The following is a 23,478-nucleotide window of genomic DNA, read 5'->3' as shown; positions in this document are numbered from 1 at the left end:
TCGTATATGATGTATGCTAAAGTAGAAAAATATTTTATCGTTTAATTTTGTATTTATGCAAAAAATAGTTCTATTTTTGTCAAAAAATATATTTTTTTTATTTAAAAAAGTTAAGGTTAAGTAAAAAAAATATCATTTCCCTTAAAATACTTATAATTAATCAAAAGGTTATTTATTTTCATGTGAAAATTAACTGTAATCATAATTGACTTGATTCAAATTTTATTTTCTGTTTAAATATTTATGAGTTTAAACAGTACCATGTATTAATGGTATTTTTTAGATTCTAGTATTGAAAATAACTATTGTGGAAAAAAGGAACACATTATGAAAGAATTAAATTTAGTAGAAGTAGAACAAGTTTCTGGTGCTGGCTGGATCGCTGATGCAGGCGGTGCTTTAGGTGCTGGTATTGGTGCTGTTGTTGATGCAGCTCATCATAACGTAAGCACTGCTGGACAAGATTCAGGTAGATTATTAGGCCAAGGTATCGGTCAAGTTGTTGAAGCTATTATCGGCTTACCTTTCCCAACACTTCGTCCTTAATTAATGTCTTAAACGGGAAGCGATGATTCGCTTCTCGTTTTATTGTTAAAAATCATATAGGAATGAAATATATACCTTAAAGGTAAAATTTAGCGTTTTTATTTTGAAATCATTAATAATTGTTAAATTAAAATATCAACTAACATGTTAAATGGTTTATTTCTATATGGATTTTATTAGATATAAATTATCCATGAATATGAAAGTAAAAATTTTGTCATTATTTCCTTATTTATCATCAATTAATTTGAAAAGGAAAACATGTATATGAAATTATTTTTCTTGTTTACCTTCATACTATCAAAAAAATAACAACCTCCTTTTGTGCTTACCTAACATTAATTTTTTATCTATAAAAAGTTAATATTAAGTAAAAATAATCATTAATTTTAAAACATTTATGCTCAATTAAACGTTCATTTTTTTCATGTGAAAATTATGCGTAATAATAATTGACTTGATCGATATTTTATTTTCTGTTTAAATGATCATGAATTTAATTGATACCATGTAATAATTGGTGTTTTTTAATTCAAATTTGCAAAAAATTATTATGGAAAAAAGGAACATATTATGAAAGAATTAAATTTAATTGAAGTTGAACAAGTTTCTGGAGCTGGTGCTATTATGGATGCAGCAGGTGCTTTAGGTGCTGGCATTGGTGCTGTAATTGATGCAATCAATAATGATTTAACTCAATCTTCCCAAAATGCAGGCCAAATATTAGGCGAAAATATTGGTAAGATTGTAGAAACTCATTTAGGTCTACATTTTCCAGGTTCTGTTCGTTTTTAATTAATATTGTTTAATATAGTTAAACGAGAAGCGATTGTTCGCTTCTCGTTTTGTTTTAAAAAATGATCTAGTTATTTGAAAATAAACAAAAAGTTAATTAAGAACTTATTTTATTTGGTTGGTCATATATTATGGAATCGATCTGATTTTTAAGTAAATTATATTCAGTAATAGACTTATTAATATATTTTAAACGTGATTTTTTTATCAAAATTAAAACTCATATAATTGAATAATTTATTGAAATAATTAAATAATAAAAATTATTATTAACAACTAAGTATAAAAGTACAAACAGGTAAAATATTTTATGGAAAATAATGGATTGTTTCGTCAAGAAGCTATTAATTACCAGAAAGCAAAATGGATGGGAAAAGCATTATTAATAAAAGGGTATTCTGCATGGTTTGTCTTTTTATTATCGATTGTTTTTATTATCGTTTTAGTACTTGCTGCCATATTCGGTACTTATACTAGACGAATTAATGTACCTGGTGAAATAACTACACAACCAAGAGCGATTAATTTATTTTCAACACAGCAAGGTTTTATTATTAACTCTCATGTAAAAGTAGGCGATAAAGTTAAAAAAGGTGACCCCATTTATGATTTAGATGTTAGTCAAACTACGCAGTTAGGTAATGTCACTCAAAACACAATCGAATCAATTAATAATCAAATCAATAATATATACGAAATTATCGAAACTCTAAAAGAAAATAAACTAATCACATCAAATGCATTGAAACAACAAATAGATGAATATAATAGATTTCATCAAGATTCATTATTACTCGTCAAAAATGCAGAAAAAGGTATGAGTGAAATGTTTGAAAGCATGCAAAACTATGCTGATTACCAAAAAAAGGGACTTATTAATAATGAACAATTCAATAATCAAAGATATTTATATTATCAGCAACAAAATTCTTATCAATTTTTACAAAATCAAATAATACAAGAGAACTTAAGTATCATACAACTCAATAGCGAATTAGTTACAAAAATAGCTGATTTTGATAACAAAATATCTGAATACCAATTTCAATTAAATGCTCTACAACGTCAATTAACAGAAGTAAATGCTAAAGGAACATTAATTATTAGCGCTCCTAGTGATGGGCGAATTGAATCACTTAGTGTAACAGACGGTCAGATGGTAAAAACAGATGATAGTCTAGCACAACTTATCCCAGCTAATGCTGATAGTTACTATTTAGTTCTTTGGGCACCTAATGAAAGTGTTCCTTATATTTCAGTTAATGATAAGATTAATATTCGTTATGAAGCTTATCCTTATCAAAAATTTGGGCAGTTTTCAGGTGAAATTATGTCAATATCCAATGTGCCTGCCTCTAGCCAAGAAATGTCAACGTATAGTAGTTCGCCATTATCTCAAAATAATATTAATTATCAAGCTTACTACAAAGTAATGGTTTCGCTGGATAAACAACAAATGGTTAAATTTAATAGTAAAATTAAATTAACAAATGGAATGAAAGCTGACATTACTCTATTTTTAGAAAAAAGACCTATTTATCAATGGATGCTATCACCTTTTTATGATATTCAGAAAAGTATTACAGGACCAATCAATGAATAGAAATCAGTTTCAGCATATACTTCAAAGTTTACATTTTGGTTGGAAAAGAAAATTACCACAAATTATACAGACAGAAGCAGCTGAATGTGGTCTTGCATGTTTAACTATGATTTGCCGTTATTATGGGATGAACGTAGATTTATTTAGTCTAAGGAATCAAATTGGCGTGTCATCACATGGAGTAACTCTTGCTACATTAATTAATATGTCAGCTTCTGTACATTTAAGAAGCCGTCCACTTTCCTTAGATTTAAATGAGATAAAACAGTTAAAAACCCCTTGTATTTTACATTGGGATCTCAATCATTTTGTTGTATTAGTTGCGGTTAAAAAAAGTAAATTTATTTTACATGACCCTGCATTTGGTCGCCGTGAAGTAGGTCTTAATGAAATGTCAAAACATTTTAGTGGGATAGCGCTTGAGTTGTGGCCAGATAAAGAGTTTAAACCTCGCACAGAACGCAGTCAACTTAGTTTGATTAAAATGCTCTTTCAAATTGATGGTTTAAAAGGGTTTTTAGTTAAAATTTTATCACTATCTATCATTATAGAATCCATTAATTTATTGCTACCCGTTGGAACTCAATTGGTCATGGACCATGTAATTATGGCAAAAGATCATAGTTTACTCGGATTAATCTGTGTAGGATTACTGTTTTTTATATTATTTAGAACATTTATTGCTATGTTACGTTCTTGGTCATCATTAATTATGGGATCTTTAGTCGATATTCAATGGAAAGCAGGTCTTTTTGGTCATTTAATGAAGTTACCATTAGCTTATTTTGAAAAAAGAAAACTTGGTGATATTCAGTCTCGTTTTTCATCCTTAGAAATAATTTGTAAAACACTAACTAATAATATAGTAAAAAGTATTATTAATATTTTGATGTCAATTGGTGTTTTTATCATGATGTTTTTGTATGGGGGCTGGTTGGTATGGATTGTCTGTGGTTTTACTCTAATATATATAATATTACGTGTGGCAACCTATCAGCGTTATCGACAAGCATCAGAAGAAAAAATAGTGAAAGAGGCAAAAGCTAATTCCCATTTTATGGAAAGCTTATATGGTATTGATACCTTAAAATCACTGAAACTCACTGAGTCAAGGGCTCAATATTGGCTCAATATGAATATTGATACAACTAACGCAAATATTCGTCTTACTAAATTAGAAATGATATTTAGTGGTGTTAACACATTGATTATGATGATTGAGCAAACGTCAATATTGTGGATTGGTGCTGCACTTGTTATGGATGATAAGATGACGCTAGGTATGTTTATCGCATTTACTGCATATCGAGCTCAATTCTCAGAACAGGCTGCAAATTTGATAAATATGGTATTAGATTTGAAAATGCTAAATTTACATACTGAACGACTAACCGATATTGTGTTAACTGATACTGAAAATGATATTGAATCAAAATACTCATTCCCTAAAGATATTCCTGTTGAATTTGAATTGCGCGATATAGCGTATCAATACGATAATCTTTCTAAACCTATTTTTACTAATATAAACATGAAAATTCGAGCAGGTGAAAGTGTTGCAATTATTGGTCCATCAGGTGCGGGTAAAACAACATTGATGAAAGTTATGAATGGATTGCTTACACCTACACATGGTGAAGTTCTTATAAACGGAATTGATATTTATAAATTTGGTGTCAATAATTATAGAGATATTATTGGTAGTGTATTACAAAATGATAAACTTTTTGCTGGTTCTATATCTGATAATATTTCAAGTTTCGATACTGAAAAAAATTATGAATGGCTTGTTGAATGTGCAAAATATTGCAATATTCATAACGAAATTATGAGTATGCCTATGGGATACGAAACGTTAGTGAGTGAGTTAGGAAATAGCTTATCTGGTGGGCAAAAACAACGGTTGCTAATTGCAAGAGCATTGTATCGTAAACCTTGTTTATTATTTCTTGACGAAGCAACAAGTCATCTAGATGAAGATAATGAATTTACAATTAATAAGGCAATATCTTCATTAAAAATAACGCGTATTATTATCGCTCATCGAAAATCAACAATAGAAAGTGCTGATCGTATTGTTGATATTGGTTCAGTAAACCGTTAAAAATTAGCAAGTAAAATAGACAAAAATAAATAATGAGAAGCAAAAATTTTCACATATAAATAGGTAATAAAGTTTTTTAAAATTAAAGAAGTAGTTTGAGATGATAAAATACTTCAATTTATTAACAATAATATGTGATTTATAATTTTGGATGACAAAAGAATTAAAGCTAGTATAAACATTGTTACTACCATGTTTAATTAGAAAATTTTCTGCAATAGTAATATTCCTGATATTTTTCGCTTCTCATTTTCACTTCTCTATTTGCAGAAAGTTGCACATTAAAATTAAGAGTAAAAAAATTATTTAAGTTAGTTTATTCTGAATATTGAGATTCAATAATTAAAAAAATAGTTATTTAAGTTTTTTTGTTTTAGTTATGTTCAGAATACTAAGTCTATAGAATATGATAATTATATAAATACAAAAATAAAGATATAGTAAGAACACAGTAGCTAATACCACAGGTATATAATGTCATCATTAATTTTCTGTTATCGAGAACTTTATATTGTTGTGTTAAGTGGGATTACATAAAAAATAATTTATATTATGTACGATAAAAAGTTTTGCCAACGATTGTCAGCAAAACTTTCTTTATCCGAGTTTATTAGAAAATAACAAAATATTAAATTATATACAATTAATACAGCAACTATTAGTATTATCAATGAATATCCAATACCGCATGAAATGCTTCTTGTGGGATATCAACACCGCCAAACTTACGTTGCCTAATTTTATTTTCCTTAATATTTTTAGCTATCTTTTTCTTTTTGGATGCAGATCCGGAATAGCCACGTCCTGTTACACTTTTACGTAATGGTGGAATGTCTTCCCTTGCAATGACTTTATTTTCAACTACTGATTGTACTGGCATTGGGTAGAGTTTACGAGGTATAACATGTTTCATTTTTTGAACTATTTGTTTACCGCGTTCAAAGCTCTTATCTCTTGGCAAAATAAAGGAAAAAGCATCGACAATTTCATCATTCAGCCAAATATCCATTTTAACCAAATCAGTTACAATATAACATCGGTCTCGATAATCTATTGATGCATATCCATGAGTAATTGATTTAAGTGAATCATAAAAATTATAAGCAATTTCTGAAATTGGCAGTTTAAATGTCAACTCGGCCATTTTATTATTCAGATAAATCATATCGACATAAATACCGCGTTTTTCCTGACAGAGTTCCATAATCTCGCCAATATTTTCCATAGGAATAATAATTGCTGCATCAATAAATGGTTCTTCAATATACTCGATCTTTTCAAAACTCGGCAGTAACATAGGGTTGTTAACGCTAATAATTTCACCATTTTTTAACGTTACACGATATTCAACGCTAGGAAATGTAGATAGAATTTCGATTCCATATTCTCGTTCAAGTCTTTCTTGAATAATTTCCATATGCAAAATACCTAGAAATCCACATCGAAATCCCGCTCCAAGTGCCATTGAATTTTCTTGTTTATAAATGAATGCTGAATCGTTAAGCGATAATTTTTCAACGGCATCTTTCAGTTTTTCTTGATCTTCATTTTTTATTGGAAATAGGCCGGCATAAACCATTGGTTTAACCTCTTTATAACCAGGCACTGCATTGGTATCAGGTTTATTGGGTTCAATTAATGTATCACCCACTTTTACATTTGACACAATTTTAATATTTGTAGAAATAAATCCTACTTCACCAGTCATAAGTTCTTCGACCGATTTCATGGCAGGTAAAAATACCCCTACTTGTAACGCTTCAAATTCAAGCTCACTTTTGAGCATTTTAATTTTCATTCCCGTACGAATTGAACCATTAAAAATGCGAACATGTAGCACAACACCTCGGTAGACATCATAATGGGAATCAAATATTAATGCCTGAAGAGGTTTATCTTTGTTGCCTTCAGGTGCAGGAATATTTTCAATGATGGATTCTAAAATGTTGTCAACTCCAATCCCAGTTTTAGCCGAAGCTAAAATAGCATTGTCTAAATTTATACCCTCAAGTTCTTCAAGTTCCTTAATTACACTTTCAGTATCAGCATTTGGCATATCAATTTTATTAATAACAGGAATGATAGTTAAATGTTGTTCTTGAGCTAATTTCAAATTTGCAATAGTTTGTGCCTGCACGCCTTGGGTAGCATCAACAAGTAACAATGCACCTTCACAAGCAGCTAAACTCCGTGAAACTTCATAATTGAAATCTGTATGGCCAGGGGTATCAATTAGATTTAATTCATATTCAATACTATCAGATGCTTTATAATACATACGAACAGTTTGAAGCTTAATAGTTATACCACGTTCTCTTTCAAGATCCATGTTATCTAATAATTGCTCTTTCATATCACGTTCAGAGACCGTATTTGTCATCTCAATTAATCTATCAGCTAGAGTCGATTTACCGTGATCGATATGGGCAATTATACAAAAATTTCTTATATTATTTGGGTTCATTTTAATTTCTCCCATACTTTTATTAAATATTGGCGTGAACTATAATGGTTAGAGTAACTCTAAGTCAAGTTTATCAAATCATTATGATTAATAAGCTATTTAATTGATTTTTATGAATACATGGGTATAAATATGGTAAATATAAATGACTGTATTGCATCAATAGCTCAAAATGGTGAACTAAACCAAACACCTAAGTATACAGTGACTAAAGCAGCTAAAATGTTAGGCCTATCAGTACATACACTAAGGTATTATGATTCATTGAAATTATTTCCATTTCTACAACGCGATCAGAACGAAAAGCGACTTTTCTCTGATGCAGATTTGCAATGGGCAAAATTGATTGAATGCTTACGTAATGCGAATATGTCAATTAAAGAGGTACAACATTATGTTAAGTTATGCTTACAAGGTGATGAAACATTGGATGAACGTCTAACTATCATTAATCAACAAGAAAAGATTTTAATCGATACCATAACTGAACTAAATGAGCAATTAGCATTATTAAGGTTTAAGAAAAGTTATTACAAAAAGAGTAATAGTCTTAAATAAAAAAATAAGTTATTATTGATAAAATTTATAACTAAAAAGAGACGAGACCTTTTATATTGTATCTTTAAGTATAATTGGTTAAGAATAAATAATTTTTAGTTTTTTAAAAGGTATAAGCTAATATAATTGATAAAAATCTGCTTAGAACTCAGTCATTATCTCAATTATATTAACTTATTTATCTTATTCGAGAATCATAAGGTAATTTTAGAAATTACTTAAGTCAGATTGCCAAAGAATATAAGGATCATAGTCGTCATCACCATTTGGTAAAGCTCCTGTTTTCGGAGGAAGCATAAAATCAGTAGTGACTAGTTGATTGTTATCAATATAATCTATTTTCCATTCTAATAAATCTTTTTTATTTTCTGGTTTATCAAAGTTAAAGGTAATTTTGGAAAGTGAATTATGATAAAGGAATTGTCGCCAACATTCATCAGAATCTTTAACACAAAATTCAACACTCAACGGTTGATATTTTTTACCATCTTTAAATAATACAGGTATTGCCTTTTGCTCTTGGTTATCGACAAAAAATGATAAAAAAACATTATCAGCCAACTGAGCTTTATACTCTATGTATTGGTTATTATTTTGTGACTTAGGTTGTTTTTGAAAACTACTTTGGTTTTCATTAGCATAACTATGACTGCAAAATAAACTACTTAACAATAATATTGATATTAATTTTTTCATAATATATTCCATTGATGAGTTTAGTAATTATTTTGATAAAAAAAGAGAATAAAGACTAATAGAAAAACTATTAAATGAACTTTTATAGCATAGCCGAAAATAGAGGTGATATATACTTTTTTATATTTTTCTTTCGTTTTTTTAATAATAATTGATTTCTTATGATTTAAACAAAAAAATAAACCTTCATAAAAAGTATCATCAATTTATATCTAAAAATAAGGGTAGGTCATATTTCAAAAATTTACTAATGGTGGTTTATATTCTAAAAATTAATTATTCTAAATAAAATAATTTTTAGATATTATGTTTTATTAGTGAGAATTGCTAAGTAAAAAATATAATAGTATGTTTAATAACATGATTAATTTAGTATTATATATTTTTATTTGTTGACAAAATAACGTTTTGATTTGGATATTAATTAACGAGGTGATTATACGTACCATAGTTACACGATTTTTAGTTATATTGCATCCGTATAACTATTCATATACCTAAAAAATTTGGTTGTAAATGTGTATTTTACTGATGCTTAATGAATAACAAAATAGACGTTAAGCCTTGTGTTTGTTAGTTTTGATGTGTTTTAAAGAATTTAAAAGAATGTTGCTGTTTATTGATTTGGTGCCGTGGGCGGGACTTGAACCCGCATGCCCTTAGAGCACTACCCCCTCAAGATAGCGTGTCTACCAATTTCACCACCACGGCGCCGTTTTTATTCAGGAATATCTGATGTTGGATTTATTTGTCCAGGTTGAACAACAGGATCTGTTGTTGGAGTAATGCCACTCTCGCTTTGCTGAGTTGTTACCGGAGCAGTATCTTCGAGATTATCAAATTCACCAGTTGAGGTGATGTGAGCACGACTACCTAAATTAGATAAAACAATACTTATCACAAAAAATAATATACCTAATAAAGTTGTTGTGCGAGTCAAAAAGTTCCCACTTCCTGATGAACCAAATAAAGTTGCTGACGCACCCGCACCAAAAGAAGACCCCATATCGGCGCCTTTTCCTCGCTGAATTAAAACTAATACGATTATTGCTAGTGCAATGATCAAATAACTTATAATTAAAAGTCCGTACATTTCAACCTGTCAATTTTATGTTTTATACAACAGAATTTATTGAAGCGAAATATTAACGAAAGACAGAGCAACAAGCAAGTAAAATTTAAGGTATTGTTGGTATAATTTGAGTTTCGACGTTTTAAAACTATTATCAATATTAATTTTTATACAAAAAAATTATATTCGTTTACTGTTTTTAATCGGTAGGGTAGTTGATTTATAGAAATTCTTTATTTTAGATACAAAATAAAACTTTATTACATCAATTATGATCAAGTTACAGTAATAAATATCATTTTAAATTAATATTTTCAAATGATTTGATATAACAAATTGTTTTTCTAATCCATTTTAGATTCAATATTTGTTGGATTAAATTGTATGTTTTTTTAGAAAAACAGTATAATGACCGCTATTTTTATTTAGAACATATCTTAGTTTTATGAAATTTATTGTTAAACTCTTTCCTGAAATCACGATTAAAAGTGATTCCGTTCGTTTACGTTTTATCAAAATATTAACTAGCAATATTCGTAATATATTAAAACATCATATAGAAGATGTTGCTGTTATTCGTCATTGGGATTTTATTGAAGTTCGTCCAAAAATAGCAAATAGTGAAACCTTAATTCTAGAACTACTAACCCGAATCCCTGGTATTCATCATATTCTAGCTGTCGATGAACTAACTTATGTCGATATGCATGATATTTTCGAAAAAGCTTTAAATTACTATGCCCCTTTAATTGAAAATAAAACTTTTTGTGTAAGGGTTAAACGCAGAGGAAAGCATGACTTTACTTCAATTGATGTTGAACGTTACGTTGGTGGTGGACTTAATAAATATGTGCCTTCAGCTAAGGTAAAGCTAACACGCCCTGAGGTTACGGTTAATTTAGAAATTGACAATGATAAGTTATTACTTGTTAAAGGTCGACATGATGGTATTGGTGGTTTCCCAACTGGTACTCAAGAAGATGTTATCTCACTTATTTCTGGTGGATTTGACTCAGGTGTATCAAGTTATATGCTGATGCGACGAGGTAGTCGAGTTCATTACTGTTTTTTTAATCTTGGAGGAAAAACTCACGAAATTGGTGTAAAACAGATGGCTCACTATTTATGGGAACGTTTTGGAAGTTCACATAAAGTACGTTTTATTGCTATCAATTTTTCAGATGTTGTTGGTGAGATTTTGGAAAAAATTGATGATGGACAAATGGGTGTAATCTTAAAAAGAATGATGATCCGTGCCGCATCTAAAATAGCTCAGCGTTATAATGTACAAGCTCTTGTGACAGGTGAAGCTCTTGGTCAAGTATCAAGTCAAACATTAACTAATTTACGCTTAATTGACAATGTTAGTGATACATTGATTTTACGTCCACTAATCACTCACGATAAAGAAACCATTATCAATCTTGCTCGACAAATCGGCACTGAAGATATTGCTAAAACCATGCCTGAATTTTGTGGTGTAATATCTAAAAGTCCAACTGTCAAAGCCATTAAAGAAAAAATTGAAGCAGAAGAGTTGAATTTTGATTTTTCAATACTTAATAAAGCTATAGAAGATGCAGAAAACATTGATATTCGTGAAATAGCTAAACAATCAGACACAACAATTCAACAGGTTGAAACCGTATCGACTCTTAATAACGATCATATTATTATTGATATTCGCCCATCAGATGAACAAGAGGATGATCCTTTACTATTAGGCGATAATGTTGAAATTAAAATAATTCCTTTTTATAAATTAGCCTCCCAATTTGGTGATTTGGATCAAAGCAAGCAGTATTTGCTTTATTGTAACCGTGGAGTGATGAGTAAATTACAAGCACTTTATCTTATTGATCAAGGTTTTTCTAATGTTAACGTATTAAAATTGTAGAACTTAACAATTATTTACTATATTGTTAGTATTGATAGCATTTTTTGCATATATAATAATTTGGCAAAGTGTGAAACCTTGATGTAATTCGATAAAAATAAATATGATATATGAGTAAACAGAGGATTGTAATGAACAAATTACTTGTAGTGGATGATGATCCAGAAATCGCCTCGTTGTTATCCGAGCTTCTTGAACTAGAGGGGTTTGAAGTTGAAACGGCGAATAATGGCGTGCAAGCTTTAGAGAAGTTTGATATGTCATTTGATTTGGTTCTGCTCGATATAATGATGCCTGAAATGAATGGATTAAATGTGTTATCTCAACTTAGAAGCAAATTTACTGTCCCTGTTATTTTTTTAACGGCTAAAGATAATGAATATGATAAAATTATTGGGCTTGAACTTGGTGCTGATGATTATATTTTAAAACCTTTCAATGATAGAGAACTTATAGCTAGAATCAACGCGCTATTACGTAGAACGCGCTGGGATAATTTAGTTAATGAAACAGATGATCTTCCTCAACAGTATACAGTTGATAAATTGGTATTAAATCGAAAACAGCAGTCAGTTTATTATGATAATAAGTATATAGAATTAACTGGTACGGAATTTCAAGTATTACTTAAATTTCTTGAAAATGGTGGTAAAATCATATCTAGAGATACGTTGAGCGAAACAGTCTTAGGTAAGGAATTTATTCCGCTTGCTCGCTCAATTGATGTCCATGTATCTAATTTAAGGAAAAAACTTCCTCCTCGTAGTGATGGTTTACCGTGGATTAAAACCTTACGTTCTAAGGGATATTTATTTGTTATTGATAATCATGATGATGTATAACGAAATCAGTATAGTTTTAAATTAGGTGTGGTGATATGTGGATTTTTGATCGTTTAACTGTTCGAATTTTCACTATCTTCCTTTTGACGATAGCTTTTTTTTTAGCATTAATCATTTTATTACCAAATTTAGATTCTAGAAACTTAACTTACATTGCAAATAAAGAGCGAGAAACCGGTAACGAGTTAGCTAAACAAATAGAAAAAGATCTATCCAATGTACCTAAAGATAGCTTTCGTTGGTGGATGCGTTTTATTGTTGTAATGGATACTTACCAAAAATCTGGTCAATTTTTATTTATTGTCACTCCAAATGAGCAATATATTACTGCCGACACCAAGAATATTGATTTAGTTAGAAATTTTAGCGAAATATCACATAATATTTCAGATCCAGCTAAGAAGATTTATGATTTCCAAGAAATTATAGGACCATTTTTGGTTCATTATGCTGATGAACCATATCAATTATATGTTTTACAACCAGCATCCGATGTTCAATCTCAATTTGTTAATTTACTTTTTGATCATCCTCTATTGTTATTAACACTAATGATGTTAATCAGTTCTCCTTTTTTACTATGGTTATCATGGAGTATCGCTAAACCTGCAAGAGGATTAAAAAAAGCGGCAGATCAGGTTGCTAAAGGTAATTTACAAGAGTGGCCTGAGCTAGAAAAAATAGGATCTACTGAATATAAAGCAACAGGCGCTAGCTTTAACCATATGTTAAGAGAACTTAAACGGATGCAAGAAGTACAACAACGTCTATTTTCCGATATTTCCCATGAACTTCGTACTCCTTTAACACGTTTACAACTTGCAACTTCTTTATTACGACGTAAACAAGGCGAAAGTAATGAAGTTATACGTATCAATAATGAAGCATTAAAGCTTGATTCTATGATTGGTGATTTATTGTCATTAGCAAGACAGCAATATGATAATAATGAAATTCGTCAATTTAAGAAAATTAATCTATTATTCAAACAAGTACTTGATAATGCTACATTTGAAGCAGAACAAATAGGGAAAAAGTTTTTAGTGACTAACTTTCCAACTAGTCATACTATTTTATGTTATCCTATGGCTTTATGTAGTGCTCTTGAAAATGTTATACGTAATGCATTCCGCTATTCTAATCATGAAATCGTTGTTAACTTTATTGCGCAGCAAAATCAGATAATAATTAGTATTGACGATGATGGAATTGGTGTAGCTGACAAGGAACTTGAGCAAATTTTTAGACCATTTTATCGTACTAGTGAAGCGCGAGATCGTCAATCCGGAGGAACTGGTTTAGGGCTAGCTATTGTTGCTAATGCCATCATGCAAGATCATGGCAATGTTAAAGCAGAGAAAAGTCATCTTGGAGGACTTAGAATTGTGATAGTATTACCAATTCAGAAATATAAACAATAGAAGAGAAAGTATTGTGTCAAACATTGCCTTAAATATCGTTTTATTTGAGCCAGAAATTCCAGCTAATACTGGTAACATTATCCGTCTTTGTGCTAATACAGGTTTTAATTTGCATATTATAGAACCAATGGGATTCTTTTGGGATGACAAAAAGCTGAGAAGAGCAGGTCTTGATTATCAAGAATTTGTCAACGTAACGCGTTATAAAAATCTTACTCATTTTTTAGAGATAAACCAACTTAACCTAATCACACAAGTTTATGCATTAACGACTAAAGGTCAAAAATCTCATAGTGAAGTGAATTTTAAGTATAATGATTTTTTGATGTTTGGTCCCGAAACTAGAGGTTTACCTGCATCAGTTCTTGATGCATTACCACAAGATAAAAAGATTCGTATTCCTATGTTAGCTAATAGTCGAAGTATGAATTTATCTAATTCTGTTGCGGTGGTGGTTTATGAATCATGGCGCCAATTAAATTATTTTGGTGCAAAACAATTTAATTAATTCATTATTAACAATGAAGTTATCACAATTAATATAAAGATTAATCTGTTGTCATTGAATTAAATGTATACCATTTAAAACTACTTAAAACAAAAAAGAGGTTAACGTAACCTCTTTTTTTGGTTAATAATATTTTTGTATAAAACCACCATCATTATTTAACACGTGATACATATTCACCTGAACGAGTATCCACTTTAAGCACTTCACCAATTTGCACGAATAATGGTACACGAACAACCGCACCAGTTGATAAAGTTGCTGGTTTTCCGCCTGTTCCTGCAGTATCACCTTTTAAGCCTGGATCGGTTTCAATAACTTCTAATTCAACAAAATTTGGAGGTGTAACAGCGATAGGTTGACCATTCCACAATGTTAAGATACATTCAGCTTGATCAACTAACCATTTTGCATTATCACCAACGGCTTTAGCATCGGCAGATAGTTGTTCAAAAGTATCATTATTCATAAAATGCCAGAATTCACCATCAGTGTATAAATATGTTAAATTCATATCAACAACATCAGCGGCTTCAACTGATTCACCTGACTTAAAAGTTTTATCAACTGTTTTGCCTGAAAGTAGTTTTTTAATTTTTACTCGGTTAATTGCTTGTCCTTTACCAGGCTTATAAAATTCATTTTCAACAATTACACAAGGCTCGCCATCTTGCATTATTTTAAGACCAGCTTTAAACTCATTTGTACTATAAGATGCCATAAAAGCTCCAACTATCATTCTGAATTACAAAAATGAGTCATATTATACAGCAAAAAATTGAACAACCAAATAATAAAGATGAATGGATATTAGATCTAAACAATGTCGTGACAGATATCAAGGAACTTTATTCTTATTTAGAATTAGATCCTAATTCCATTTCAATTACTATGTTACAAGCGAAAAAACAATTTCCGCTTCGTGTTCCTATAGCTTTTATAAATCGAATGAAAAAGGGGAATTATAAAGATCCATTGTTATTACAAGTTCTTTGCGATGATCATGAAATGATTAATGTAGATGGATACAGTAATGATCCTTTGGATGAACAACAAAATACTATTCCAGGATTACTACATAAATATCATAATCGTGCTTTATTAATTACTAAAACAGCTTGTGCCATAAATTGTCGTTATTGTTTTAGGCGACATTTTCCTTACCATGAAAACCAAGGAAATAAAAAGAATCTTAGCATTGCGCTTGATTATATTACCAATCACCCAGAACTTGATGAAATTATTCTTTCTGGAGGAGATCCTTTAATGGCTAAAGATCATGAGATTGAATTTTTGATAAAAGAATTAGAAAAGATACCTTACATCAAACGGTTACGAATTCATACTCGTTTAGCCGTTGTGATACCATCACGAATTACATCAACACTTTGTCAGCTATTTGCTAAAAGCCGATTACAAATTATCATGGTTACTCATATCAATCATCCAAATGAAATTGATGAAAATGTAGCTAAAGCTATTTCACTGTTAAAACATCAAGGTGTAACTGTGTTTAATCAAAGCGTTTTATTAAAAAATGTTAATGATAAAGCCGAAACATTAGCGCAATTATGTAATAAACTATTTGATATTGGCATTTTGCCTTATTACATCCATTTACTTGATAAGGTGCAGGGGGCCGCTCACTTTATGGTAAATGATGAGAAAGCCAAACAAATAATGAAACAACTAGCAGCTCAAGTTTCAGGATATTTAGTGCCTAAATTAGCGCGTGAAATCGGTGGTGAAAAAAGTAAACGTGTCATTGCATTTAATAATTAAGAAATTTAATTTTCGTATCTCTTTTTTGGAGTTGTTTTTGATACATGATATCAGCCTATAAAGAAGATAAATTAATCTCATAAACTATTATTTTGCTGATTATTTATCGACAATAAGGATTAAAATATATGCTTAAATTAATAGGGTATGTATCAGTTTTTTATATAATTGTATCTTAATCAGGAGTTAATGGATTTCTTAAAAATTTATCTGTTAAAATCTCATTGACGACAAAGGAAATAAACACTATAATTCCGACCTCTTTAATTAATGCTGTGGAGTTTACACTCTACAACCTTGTTGATAAATTAGATTTGGATATAAATCGTCATGAAACGCACATTTCAACCATCAGTATTAAAACGCAATAGAACTCACGGTTTCCGTGCTCGTATGGCAACAAAAAACGGTCGTCAAGTTCTTGCTCGCCGTCGTGCTAAAGGCCGTGTTCGTTTAACTGTTGCTAGCTGATTTAAAGTTGAGTGATTAAATTCACTTATCCTCGGGAGTTGCGATTGTTAACTCCCTTTGATTTCAGTTATGTTTTCCAAGAATCCATCAGAGCTGGATCTCCTTTCCTTACGCTTGTTTCACGTAAAAATAATTTAGCACATGCTCGTTTGGGATTTGCCATAGCTAAAAAGCAGGTAAAGCGTGCCCATGAACGTAACCGTATCAAACGGCTTGTGAAGGAATATTTTCGTTATCATCAACATCAATTCCCTAATATTGATTTTATTCTAATGGCTAAATCTCCTGTTATTGACTTAGATAATCAACAAATAGTTGAGATATTTGATAAACTATGCCAACGAATCATAGCCAAGCAAAAAATTTAAATAAATTAAAATTAATGATAAAAAGGCATGTTTGTGCATTTAATTTATTGATAATTAATATTTTTATATTTTTTATTCGGATATATCAACGTATCCTTAGTCCCTTATTTGGTCCTAAATGCCGTTTTACGCCGTCATGTTCACAATATGCTGTAATTGCATTAAGACGCTTTGGAATAATAAAAGGTGGTTGGCTAATGGTTAAACGTGTATTAAAATGTCACCCTTTACATGAAGGAGGAGAAGATTTTGTTCCTCCTAAAATTAAAACCAATAGAGAAAAACACTAATGGGATCTCAACGTAATATTTTAGTCATTGCTTTACTTTTTGTATCTTTTTTTATTTGGAAAGCGTGGGAAGAAGATCATGCTCCCAAGCCGCCTGTGATTAACCAGTTAACACAACAGCTAGGGGAAGATAATTCAACTAATAGTGCCGTGCTTGGTAAAACAATCACTGTAAAATCAGATGTATTATCACTTACTATCAATACTTATGGCGGCGATGTGCAAGCTGCTCAATTATTAAAATATGAGCAAACACTTCATTCAGGTACTCCTTTCCAATTATTAACATCAAGTCCTGATTTTGTTTATGTTGCTGAAAGCGGCTTAACTGGTAAAGATGGCCCTGATAATGCAATTCAAGGATCAAAACGACCAGTATATCAAACAGAACAAACCGAATACGTATTAGCTGATGGACAAGATGAATTGCGTGTACCACTGACTTATCAGGTTAATGGTGTTAGCTATACTAAATATTATATATTACATCGAGGTAATTATGCTATAGATGTACAATATGACATAAATAACCAAAGTGGAAGTCCTATTGATGTTTCGATGTATGGTCAATTAAAACAAACTATAGAGTTACCTAAAGGTACTGTGACTGAAGGTGGCGGAGGGTTAGGCCTAAATGCTTTTCGCGGTGCGGCTTATTCTAGTTCTAACACTAACTATAGTAAATATAGTTTTGATGATATAAAAGATAAAGCTTTAGATGTAAGTACCCAAACAGGTTGGGTTGCAATGCTACAGCACTATTTTGTAACGGCATGGGTGCCAGCTCAGGATCAAAACAATTTATTTTATTCTCGGGCTACAGCTAACAAATCTCAAGCAACGATTGGTTTCAAAGGTGAATCAACTATTATTCAACCAGGTAATAGTCAAACTATTGGTGCAAAATTATGGTTGGGACCTGAAATTCAAGACCAATTGAAAGAGACAGCCAATCATCTTGATTTAACCGTTGATTATGGTTGGTTATGGTTCTTATCACAACCACTATTTTATTTGTTAAAATTTATTCATAGTTTTGTAGGTAACTGGGGCGTTGCAATTATTATTATTACTTTTATTGTCCGTGGTATTTTATTCCCATTGACACGTGCACAATATCGTTCAATGGCAAAAATGAAGTTATTACAACCTCGTATAGAAGCATTGAAAGAACGTTATGGTGATGATAAACAAAAAATGAGTATGGAAACCATGGCGATTTATAAACAAGAAAAAGTAAATCCATTAGGTGGTTGTTTGCCAATATTTATTCAAATGCCAATTTTCTTATCACTATTCTATATGTTAGGTAATGCTGTAGAGCTACGTCATGCCCCATTTGCGCTTTGGATTTATGACTTATCCGCACAAGATCCTTATTATATTTTTCCTTTATTAATGGGCGGTACCATGTTTTTAATTCAGATGATGTCTCCAACACCAGCGGCTGACCCATTACAAAAAAGGTTAATGACTTATATGCCATTAATCTTTACGGTATTCTTCTTATGGTTTCCAGCAGGTTTAGTTTTATACTATATCGTAAGTAACTTATTTACAATTGCCCAGCAACGCATCATTTATTGGGAACTTGAGAAAAAAGGACTTCACGAGAAGAAAAAGAAATAATATTGATAATAAAGGAGGTTAAGACCCTCCTTTTTCGTTGTTTTTGGTGTAAATTGATATGAATATACAGCAACAAATAAATTTGAATGGTAATGAAACAGGTTATTGGTTTGTCAGTAAAAATGGACGACTATGGTTACCAAATGGTGAAGTTCCTGTTGGAAATGCCAGACAATTAGGTTTTACAAATCTAATTGCCCAACCTATTGGTGAGTGGAATGGTCAAACAGCTTGGCTTATTTGCCGAGAAATGAAAACAGCAATGAGTTCAATTCGAACTTTGCTTGGTAATAATGAACAATCATTATTTTATATGGCTGGACGAGCCGTTCAATTATCAGAGTTTTATCGTTCTCATAAATATTGTGGTTATTGTGGGCACGAAATGCATATTAGTACAACAGAATGGTGTTGTATGTGTCGCAACTGTAATGAACGCTATTATCCACAAATTTCGCCATCTATCATTGTCGCTATTCGCAATAAAAATAAAATATTATTGGCAAAACATGTTAGGCATAATCAAGATAGTTTATACACTGTTTTAGCTGGTTTTATTGAAATTGGTGAAACGATGGAAATGGCAGTTAAGAGAGAAGTATTTGAAGAAGCAAAAATAACAATTAAAAATATTCGTTATGTAGGTTCGCAGCCTTGGCCATTTCCTAATTCATTGATGATGGCTTATTTGGCAGACTATGAAAGTGGTGAAATTCATGTAGATACTAGCGAGTTAGTTGAAGCAAATTGGTATCATTACTCTCAGTTACCTAAGATTCCCGAATATGGGACTATTGCTCGGCGCTTAATTGAAGATACCATTATACTTTGCCGAGAATATGATGAGTATGGTAATGATTAATCATATTCTCTTTAGTATTAAAAAATAATAAATAAATCTATTGATATTCAATGGTTCTTATTAAATTAACGGTTTTTGACTCATTACCAGTCGTTACACAGATTGCTTTTGTCCAATCTCGGTTTTCATTATAATCAGAATAAGTACAAGTTTCAGTTATTTCAACTTCTTGTTCGTTTTTGTTATTAATTATGATGTCACCATTCGATGATAGTTTAAATGACTTAGTGATAGTTTTTTCTAATTGATTATTATCATTGTAAATAATATCTTTTTCTTGTACTAACACAGGAAATTTGGTTTTTTCATTAACTGGAATATAAGCATTATATAAAACCATCTCAACTCGATCTTGTTCATAAATTATTTTGCTATTAAAAATAATATTATTTTCTGCAAAGTGAGATAAAGTTGTTTCTACTAAATGGCCTTGCTCATCAAATTCAGAAATAGCAACGATATCTCCATTACTATTTTTCATGCCAAGAATGTTTTTTGCATTGTCAAAGGTAATTCCATATTCATTTCTAGTTTCTTTCATCCCGTAAATGTATTTGGCTTTATCATAATTGATTTCACCATATAATCCTTCTAAATTATAATTATCTACATAGCCTAAATTATTATAGTTAATTAATTTATTCGATGAACCTTCAATTTTTTGCTGTTTAAATAATTTGTTATCTGGTAATAATTCTGGTTCTGTATGAAAAAGATAACTGTTAATAACCGCAATTTGAGTTGGGTTTCTATTAGTTAGTTTTTTGTCATCACAACCACTAATTAATAATATACTGCTACATAAACTTATATTTAAAAGAGAAATATATTTTTTCATAACATTATCTTCCATTATTAGTATTATTGTTTAAAAATATTTAGAGTAGAACATCAAACTATAACTCATCGTACTATGTTTACTGTTTTAATGACCTTTACACCAAATAGATAGGGCTTCACAATTCCAATTTATCATCATTTCACACCATACAGCTCGCCATCGCCTTACGGTATTGTTCGTTAATTTTAGTTTTTTTTCTATTTGTGTATTGTCTTGCCCATCTATAAGTAAATCAATAAAGCTCAACCATAATTCAGATTTGGGTAAACGGTTTAGTTTAGTATTGCTTAAAAGATTAAAACTATGTCGACATCGTTTACACCGGTAACATGTTCGTTTGCCTATTTTGACCGTTTCTGTTGAGTTACAGTGTAAACAAGGGGGCGTTTGTGTATTAAGTAAAGTATTTATTTTTGATTTGATATAATTATGTTGTTCAATTAAGATTGGATTTAAGGTTGTCTGTTGTTTATTGATATACCATTTATATAATGGTAAATAATGTAGCTTTAAGTGATTAATTATTGCATGGTCACGGCGCATTATTTTCTCAGTTGAACATTCAAATATATTTGCTATTGCCTGATAACTGTAATTTTTTATACGGCTAACAAAAATGGTATCTAACCAATTAAAAGGTGTTAGACGGTTAAAAGGTGTATTCGTTGCTGCCGTAAAATATTTATAGCAAGCTTTACAACGGTAAGTGGTAGTTGGTTTTGAACGGATTAAATAAAATTCCTTTTTATCACAAAAAGGACAAACCTCAACATGTTGTGAGGCTATTCTCTCTAAATCATTACGAAAATCATTAAGCTCTTTATGTAATTCATTCGGTATGAGTTTATAAATCATTTTTCATTCCTTTGTAACTAATCTGATGAAATATTACCAAATTTTTACATAAACATATAGTTTTCCTGAAACTTTTTTACATGCTTTATGAAACACAGGTTGTTAATTTTATATTGGCATTAAATCATTTTAATTATTAATATTTACAATTGATAGACAAAATAATTATGAAAAGAGTGAAGCTATAAAATTCAAGCCATGATAATAAAATTGAAATACCATTAGTCATTTGGGGAAACTTGAAAATTTTTTTGTATTTAATAGCTAATTTTGTAAAAAAATAGAATGAATAAATCCGATAAAATAAATGAATTCTTTTACTTTTTTGATAAATATCCCCACTATATAAATATGGGGACTTTATTGTGAGTTCATTAAATTTTATTGTTTTTGAACTAACCATTCAGCTACTTGTTTAGCGAAATAAGTTAATATTCCATCTGCACCAGCGCGTTTAAAGCAAAGTAAGGATTCCATAATTACGGACTGTTTATCTAACCAACCGTTTTCAATTGCTGCGCACAGCATGGTATATTCGCCAGAAACTTGATAAGCAAATGTTGGAACGGCGAAGCTCTCTTTTACTCTTCTAACCATATCAAGATAAGGCATACCTGGTTTTACCATGACCATATCAGCCCCTTCGCTAAGATCTTGATAAATTTCTTGCAAAGCTTCATTACTGTTGGCGGGGTCAAGTTGGTAAGTTTTTTTATTACCGCCTTTTATATTTGGAGCGGATCCAACGGCATCACGAAACGGACCATAAAAACTTGAAGCATATTTTGCTGAATACGCCATGATTTGAGTGTTAACAAAATTATACTTTTCTAACTCATCGCGAATTGCGCCGATGCGTCCATCCATCATATCACTTGGCGCGATAATATCTGCACCAGCTTGGGCTTGAATTAACGCTTGTTTAACAAGAATTTCGACAGATATATCATTTTGCACATAACCATGTTCATCAATAATACCATCTTGTCCGTGCGTTGTGTAAGGGTCAAGGGCTACGTCAGTTAGAATACCTAACTCAGGAATTTCTTTTTTTAATGCTCGAATCGCTTTGGGTACTAATCCATTTTCATTATAAGCTTCCTGTGCGAGTAATGATTTTTTTGCTGGTTCAATGGCTGGAAATAATGAAAGAACAGGAATACCTAGTTTAGCTACATATTCAGCTTCTTTTAATAGTATATCAATACTCATTCGATCAACGTTTGGCATGGATGAAACGGGTTCAATGATATTGTTTCCTTCAACGATAAAAACAGGATAAATTAGATCATTAATCGTTAGCTGATTTTCTGCAACTAAACGGCGACTAAAATCATAAACACGATTGCGGCGTAAGCGGCGCTTGGGGTACTGACCGGTAATAAACGATGACATAAAAATACCTATCTATATTAATAAAAATGGTTTTATTATCTAATTGAGTAGGGAGATTAGCAAATTAATTTGTTATGATACAATAATTGGATATTTTACTTTACAACATATATCCATTAGAGGTAAAATTGCGCACTAATTTTTAGTCCTTTGTGATATTAAACAAATTTGAGGTGAGAGGCACATGCCAGTAATTAAAGTACGTGAAAATGAACCTTTCGATGTAGCGTTACGTCGTTTTAAACGTTCTTGCGAAAAAGCAGGAGTTTTAGCTGAAGTCCGTAATCGTGAATTTTACGAAAAACCAACTACTATTCGTAAACGCGCAAAAGCAGCTGCTGTTAAACGTCATGCTAAAAAATTAGAAAGAGAAAACGCTCGTCGCACTCGTCTATATTAATATTTATACTAAAAGTTTAAATTGATATAAAATTCAATTTTATCTATTTTTTATAAAAAATTTTTACAAGCCGTACATAT

The 23,478-nt window shown here is 30.7% G+C and carries 23 protein-coding genes and 1 tRNA gene; 16 read left to right on the top strand and 8 right to left on the bottom strand.

Going from position 1 to position 23,478, the window contains the following annotated elements:
- Positions 1-327 precede the first annotated feature (327 nt).
- From H3S88_RS00930 to H3S88_RS00915, 4 genes are all read left to right on the top strand, one after another.
- Entirely contained in the window at positions 328-546 is a 219-nt protein-coding gene (locus H3S88_RS00930) for a hypothetical protein (protein WP_086326965.1), read from the top strand.
- A 573-nt stretch (positions 547-1,119) separates the two neighbouring features.
- Complete coding sequence (locus tag H3S88_RS00925; RefSeq protein ID WP_198226358.1) at positions 1,120-1,341, top strand: hypothetical protein; 222 nt, start codon at positions 1,120-1,122, stop codon at positions 1,339-1,341.
- Positions 1,342-1,651: 310 nt separating this feature from the next.
- A complete protein-coding gene (locus tag H3S88_RS00920) occupies positions 1,652-2,944 on the top strand; it encodes an HlyD family secretion protein (protein ID WP_198226360.1) in 1,293 nt (430 codons plus the stop codon).
- The gene (locus tag H3S88_RS00915) at positions 2,937-5,048 is read left to right on the top strand and encodes a peptidase domain-containing ABC transporter (RefSeq protein WP_232352480.1); all 2,112 of its coding nucleotides are present in this window, start codon (positions 2,937-2,939) and stop codon (positions 5,046-5,048) included. Before H3S88_RS00920 ends, H3S88_RS00915 begins: the two co-directional genes overlap by 8 nt.
- A gap of 667 nt (positions 5,049-5,715) precedes the next feature.
- Here the strand turns inward: H3S88_RS00915 and lepA are convergent.
- Complete coding sequence (gene lepA, locus H3S88_RS00910; RefSeq protein WP_232352479.1) at positions 5,716-7,512, bottom strand: translation elongation factor 4; 1,797 nt, start codon at positions 7,510-7,512, stop codon at positions 5,716-5,718.
- 132 nt (positions 7,513-7,644) lie between these two features.
- Here lepA and H3S88_RS00905 point away from each other — a divergent pair, with 132 nt between their 5' ends.
- A complete protein-coding gene (locus tag H3S88_RS00905) occupies positions 7,645-8,070 on the top strand; it encodes a MerR family transcriptional regulator (RefSeq protein ID WP_198226366.1) in 426 nt (141 codons plus the stop codon).
- A gap of 207 nt (positions 8,071-8,277) precedes the next feature.
- Here the strand turns inward: H3S88_RS00905 and H3S88_RS00900 are convergent, their stop codons facing one another.
- The 3 genes from H3S88_RS00900 to secG form a co-directional block, all read right to left on the bottom strand.
- Positions 8,278-8,766 (bottom strand): hypothetical protein, encoded by a 489-nt coding sequence (locus H3S88_RS00900; RefSeq protein ID WP_198226368.1) that lies wholly within the window; start codon positions 8,764-8,766, stop codon positions 8,278-8,280.
- A gap of 625 nt (positions 8,767-9,391) precedes the next feature.
- Positions 9,392-9,477 (bottom strand) — tRNA-Leu (locus tag H3S88_RS00895).
- Between the two features lie 7 nt (positions 9,478-9,484).
- Positions 9,485-9,859 (bottom strand): preprotein translocase subunit SecG, encoded by a 375-nt coding sequence (gene secG, locus H3S88_RS00890; protein ID WP_086326976.1) that lies wholly within the window; start codon positions 9,857-9,859, stop codon positions 9,485-9,487.
- Between the two features lie 424 nt (positions 9,860-10,283).
- Between secG and thiI the strand changes: the two genes are divergently transcribed.
- The 4 genes from thiI to trmL all read left to right on the top strand — a co-directional run bounded on the left by thiI (position 10,284) and on the right by trmL (position 14,506).
- On the top strand, positions 10,284-11,735 hold the full coding sequence (gene thiI, locus H3S88_RS00885) for a tRNA uracil 4-sulfurtransferase ThiI (protein ID WP_198226370.1): 1,452 nt from the start codon (positions 10,284-10,286) through the stop codon (positions 11,733-11,735).
- A gap of 131 nt (positions 11,736-11,866) precedes the next feature.
- Positions 11,867-12,577 carry a response regulator gene (locus H3S88_RS00880; RefSeq protein WP_198226372.1) on the top strand — a complete coding sequence of 237 codons (711 nt, stop codon included), beginning with the start codon at positions 11,867-11,869 and terminating at the stop codon, positions 12,575-12,577.
- 41 nt (positions 12,578-12,618) lie between these two features.
- Positions 12,619-13,998, top strand: a complete 1,380-nt coding sequence (gene cpxA, locus H3S88_RS00875; RefSeq protein ID WP_198226714.1) for an envelope stress sensor histidine kinase CpxA — start codon at positions 12,619-12,621, stop codon at positions 13,996-13,998.
- Positions 13,999-14,020: 22 nt separating this feature from the next.
- A complete protein-coding gene (gene trmL, locus H3S88_RS00870; RefSeq protein WP_198226716.1) occupies positions 14,021-14,506 on the top strand; it encodes a tRNA (uridine(34)/cytosine(34)/5-carboxymethylaminomethyluridine(34)-2'-O)-methyltransferase TrmL in 486 nt (161 codons plus the stop codon).
- A gap of 154 nt (positions 14,507-14,660) precedes the next feature.
- On the opposite strand, the gene efp is transcribed toward trmL, so the two are convergent.
- On the bottom strand, positions 14,661-15,227 hold the full coding sequence (gene efp / locus H3S88_RS00865; RefSeq protein WP_034882790.1) for an elongation factor P: 567 nt from the start codon (positions 15,225-15,227) through the stop codon (positions 14,661-14,663).
- Between the two features lie 32 nt (positions 15,228-15,259).
- Here efp and epmB point away from each other — a divergent pair, with 32 nt between their 5' ends.
- The 6 genes from epmB (at position 15,260) to nudC (ending at position 19,907) form a co-directional block, all read left to right on the top strand.
- Positions 15,260-16,288 (top strand): EF-P beta-lysylation protein EpmB, encoded by a 1,029-nt coding sequence (gene epmB, locus H3S88_RS00860; RefSeq protein ID WP_198226374.1) that lies wholly within the window; start codon positions 15,260-15,262, stop codon positions 16,286-16,288.
- 330 nt (positions 16,289-16,618) lie between these two features.
- On the top strand, positions 16,619-16,759 hold the full coding sequence (rpmH, locus tag H3S88_RS00855) for a 50S ribosomal protein L34 (RefSeq protein WP_025314679.1): 141 nt from the start codon (positions 16,619-16,621) through the stop codon (positions 16,757-16,759).
- 11 nt (positions 16,760-16,770) lie between these two features.
- Positions 16,771-17,127, top strand: a complete 357-nt coding sequence (gene rnpA / locus H3S88_RS00850; protein WP_198226376.1) for a ribonuclease P protein component — start codon at positions 16,771-16,773, stop codon at positions 17,125-17,127.
- A 14-nt stretch (positions 17,128-17,141) separates the two neighbouring features.
- Positions 17,142-17,417 (top strand): membrane protein insertion efficiency factor YidD, encoded by a 276-nt coding sequence (gene yidD, locus H3S88_RS00845; RefSeq protein ID WP_198226718.1) that lies wholly within the window; start codon positions 17,142-17,144, stop codon positions 17,415-17,417.
- Positions 17,417-19,045, top strand: coding sequence for a membrane protein insertase YidC (yidC, locus tag H3S88_RS00840; RefSeq protein WP_198226378.1), 1,629 nt, complete (start codon positions 17,417-17,419; stop codon positions 19,043-19,045). Before yidD ends, yidC begins: the two co-directional genes overlap by 1 nt.
- A 58-nt stretch (positions 19,046-19,103) precedes the next feature.
- Positions 19,104-19,907, top strand: a complete 804-nt coding sequence (nudC, locus tag H3S88_RS00835) for an NAD(+) diphosphatase (RefSeq protein WP_198226380.1) — start codon at positions 19,104-19,106, stop codon at positions 19,905-19,907.
- Between the two features lie 37 nt (positions 19,908-19,944).
- Here the strand turns inward: nudC and H3S88_RS00830 are convergent, their stop codons facing one another.
- The 3 genes from H3S88_RS00830 to hemB all read right to left on the bottom strand — a co-directional run bounded on the left by H3S88_RS00830 (position 19,945) and on the right by hemB (position 22,998).
- Positions 19,945-20,745 carry a hypothetical protein gene (locus H3S88_RS00830; RefSeq protein ID WP_198226382.1) on the bottom strand — a complete coding sequence of 267 codons (801 nt, stop codon included), beginning with the start codon at positions 20,743-20,745 and terminating at the stop codon, positions 19,945-19,947.
- 87 nt (positions 20,746-20,832) lie between these two features.
- Positions 20,833-21,603: an IS1 family transposase gene (locus H3S88_RS00825; RefSeq protein WP_198226384.1), complete on the bottom strand. Its 771-nt coding sequence runs from the start codon at positions 21,601-21,603 to the stop codon at positions 20,833-20,835.
- A 381-nt stretch (positions 21,604-21,984) separates the two neighbouring features.
- On the bottom strand, positions 21,985-22,998 hold the full coding sequence (gene hemB, locus H3S88_RS00820; protein ID WP_198226386.1) for a porphobilinogen synthase: 1,014 nt from the start codon (positions 22,996-22,998) through the stop codon (positions 21,985-21,987).
- 184 nt (positions 22,999-23,182) lie between these two features.
- On the opposite strand from hemB, the gene rpsU reads away from it, so the two are divergent.
- Positions 23,183-23,398, top strand: coding sequence for a 30S ribosomal protein S21 (gene rpsU, locus H3S88_RS00815; protein WP_034882800.1), 216 nt, complete (start codon positions 23,183-23,185; stop codon positions 23,396-23,398).
- Positions 23,399-23,478: the final 80 nt, after the last annotated feature.

The sequence above is a fragment of the Gilliamella sp. B14448G11 genome, from assembly GCF_016101765.1.
Lineage (GTDB): Bacteria > Pseudomonadota > Gammaproteobacteria > Enterobacterales > Orbaceae > Gilliamella > Gilliamella apicola_N.
The sequence above is the reverse complement of the archived record's forward strand: the minus strand, read 5'-3'. Positions and strand labels throughout refer to the sequence as shown.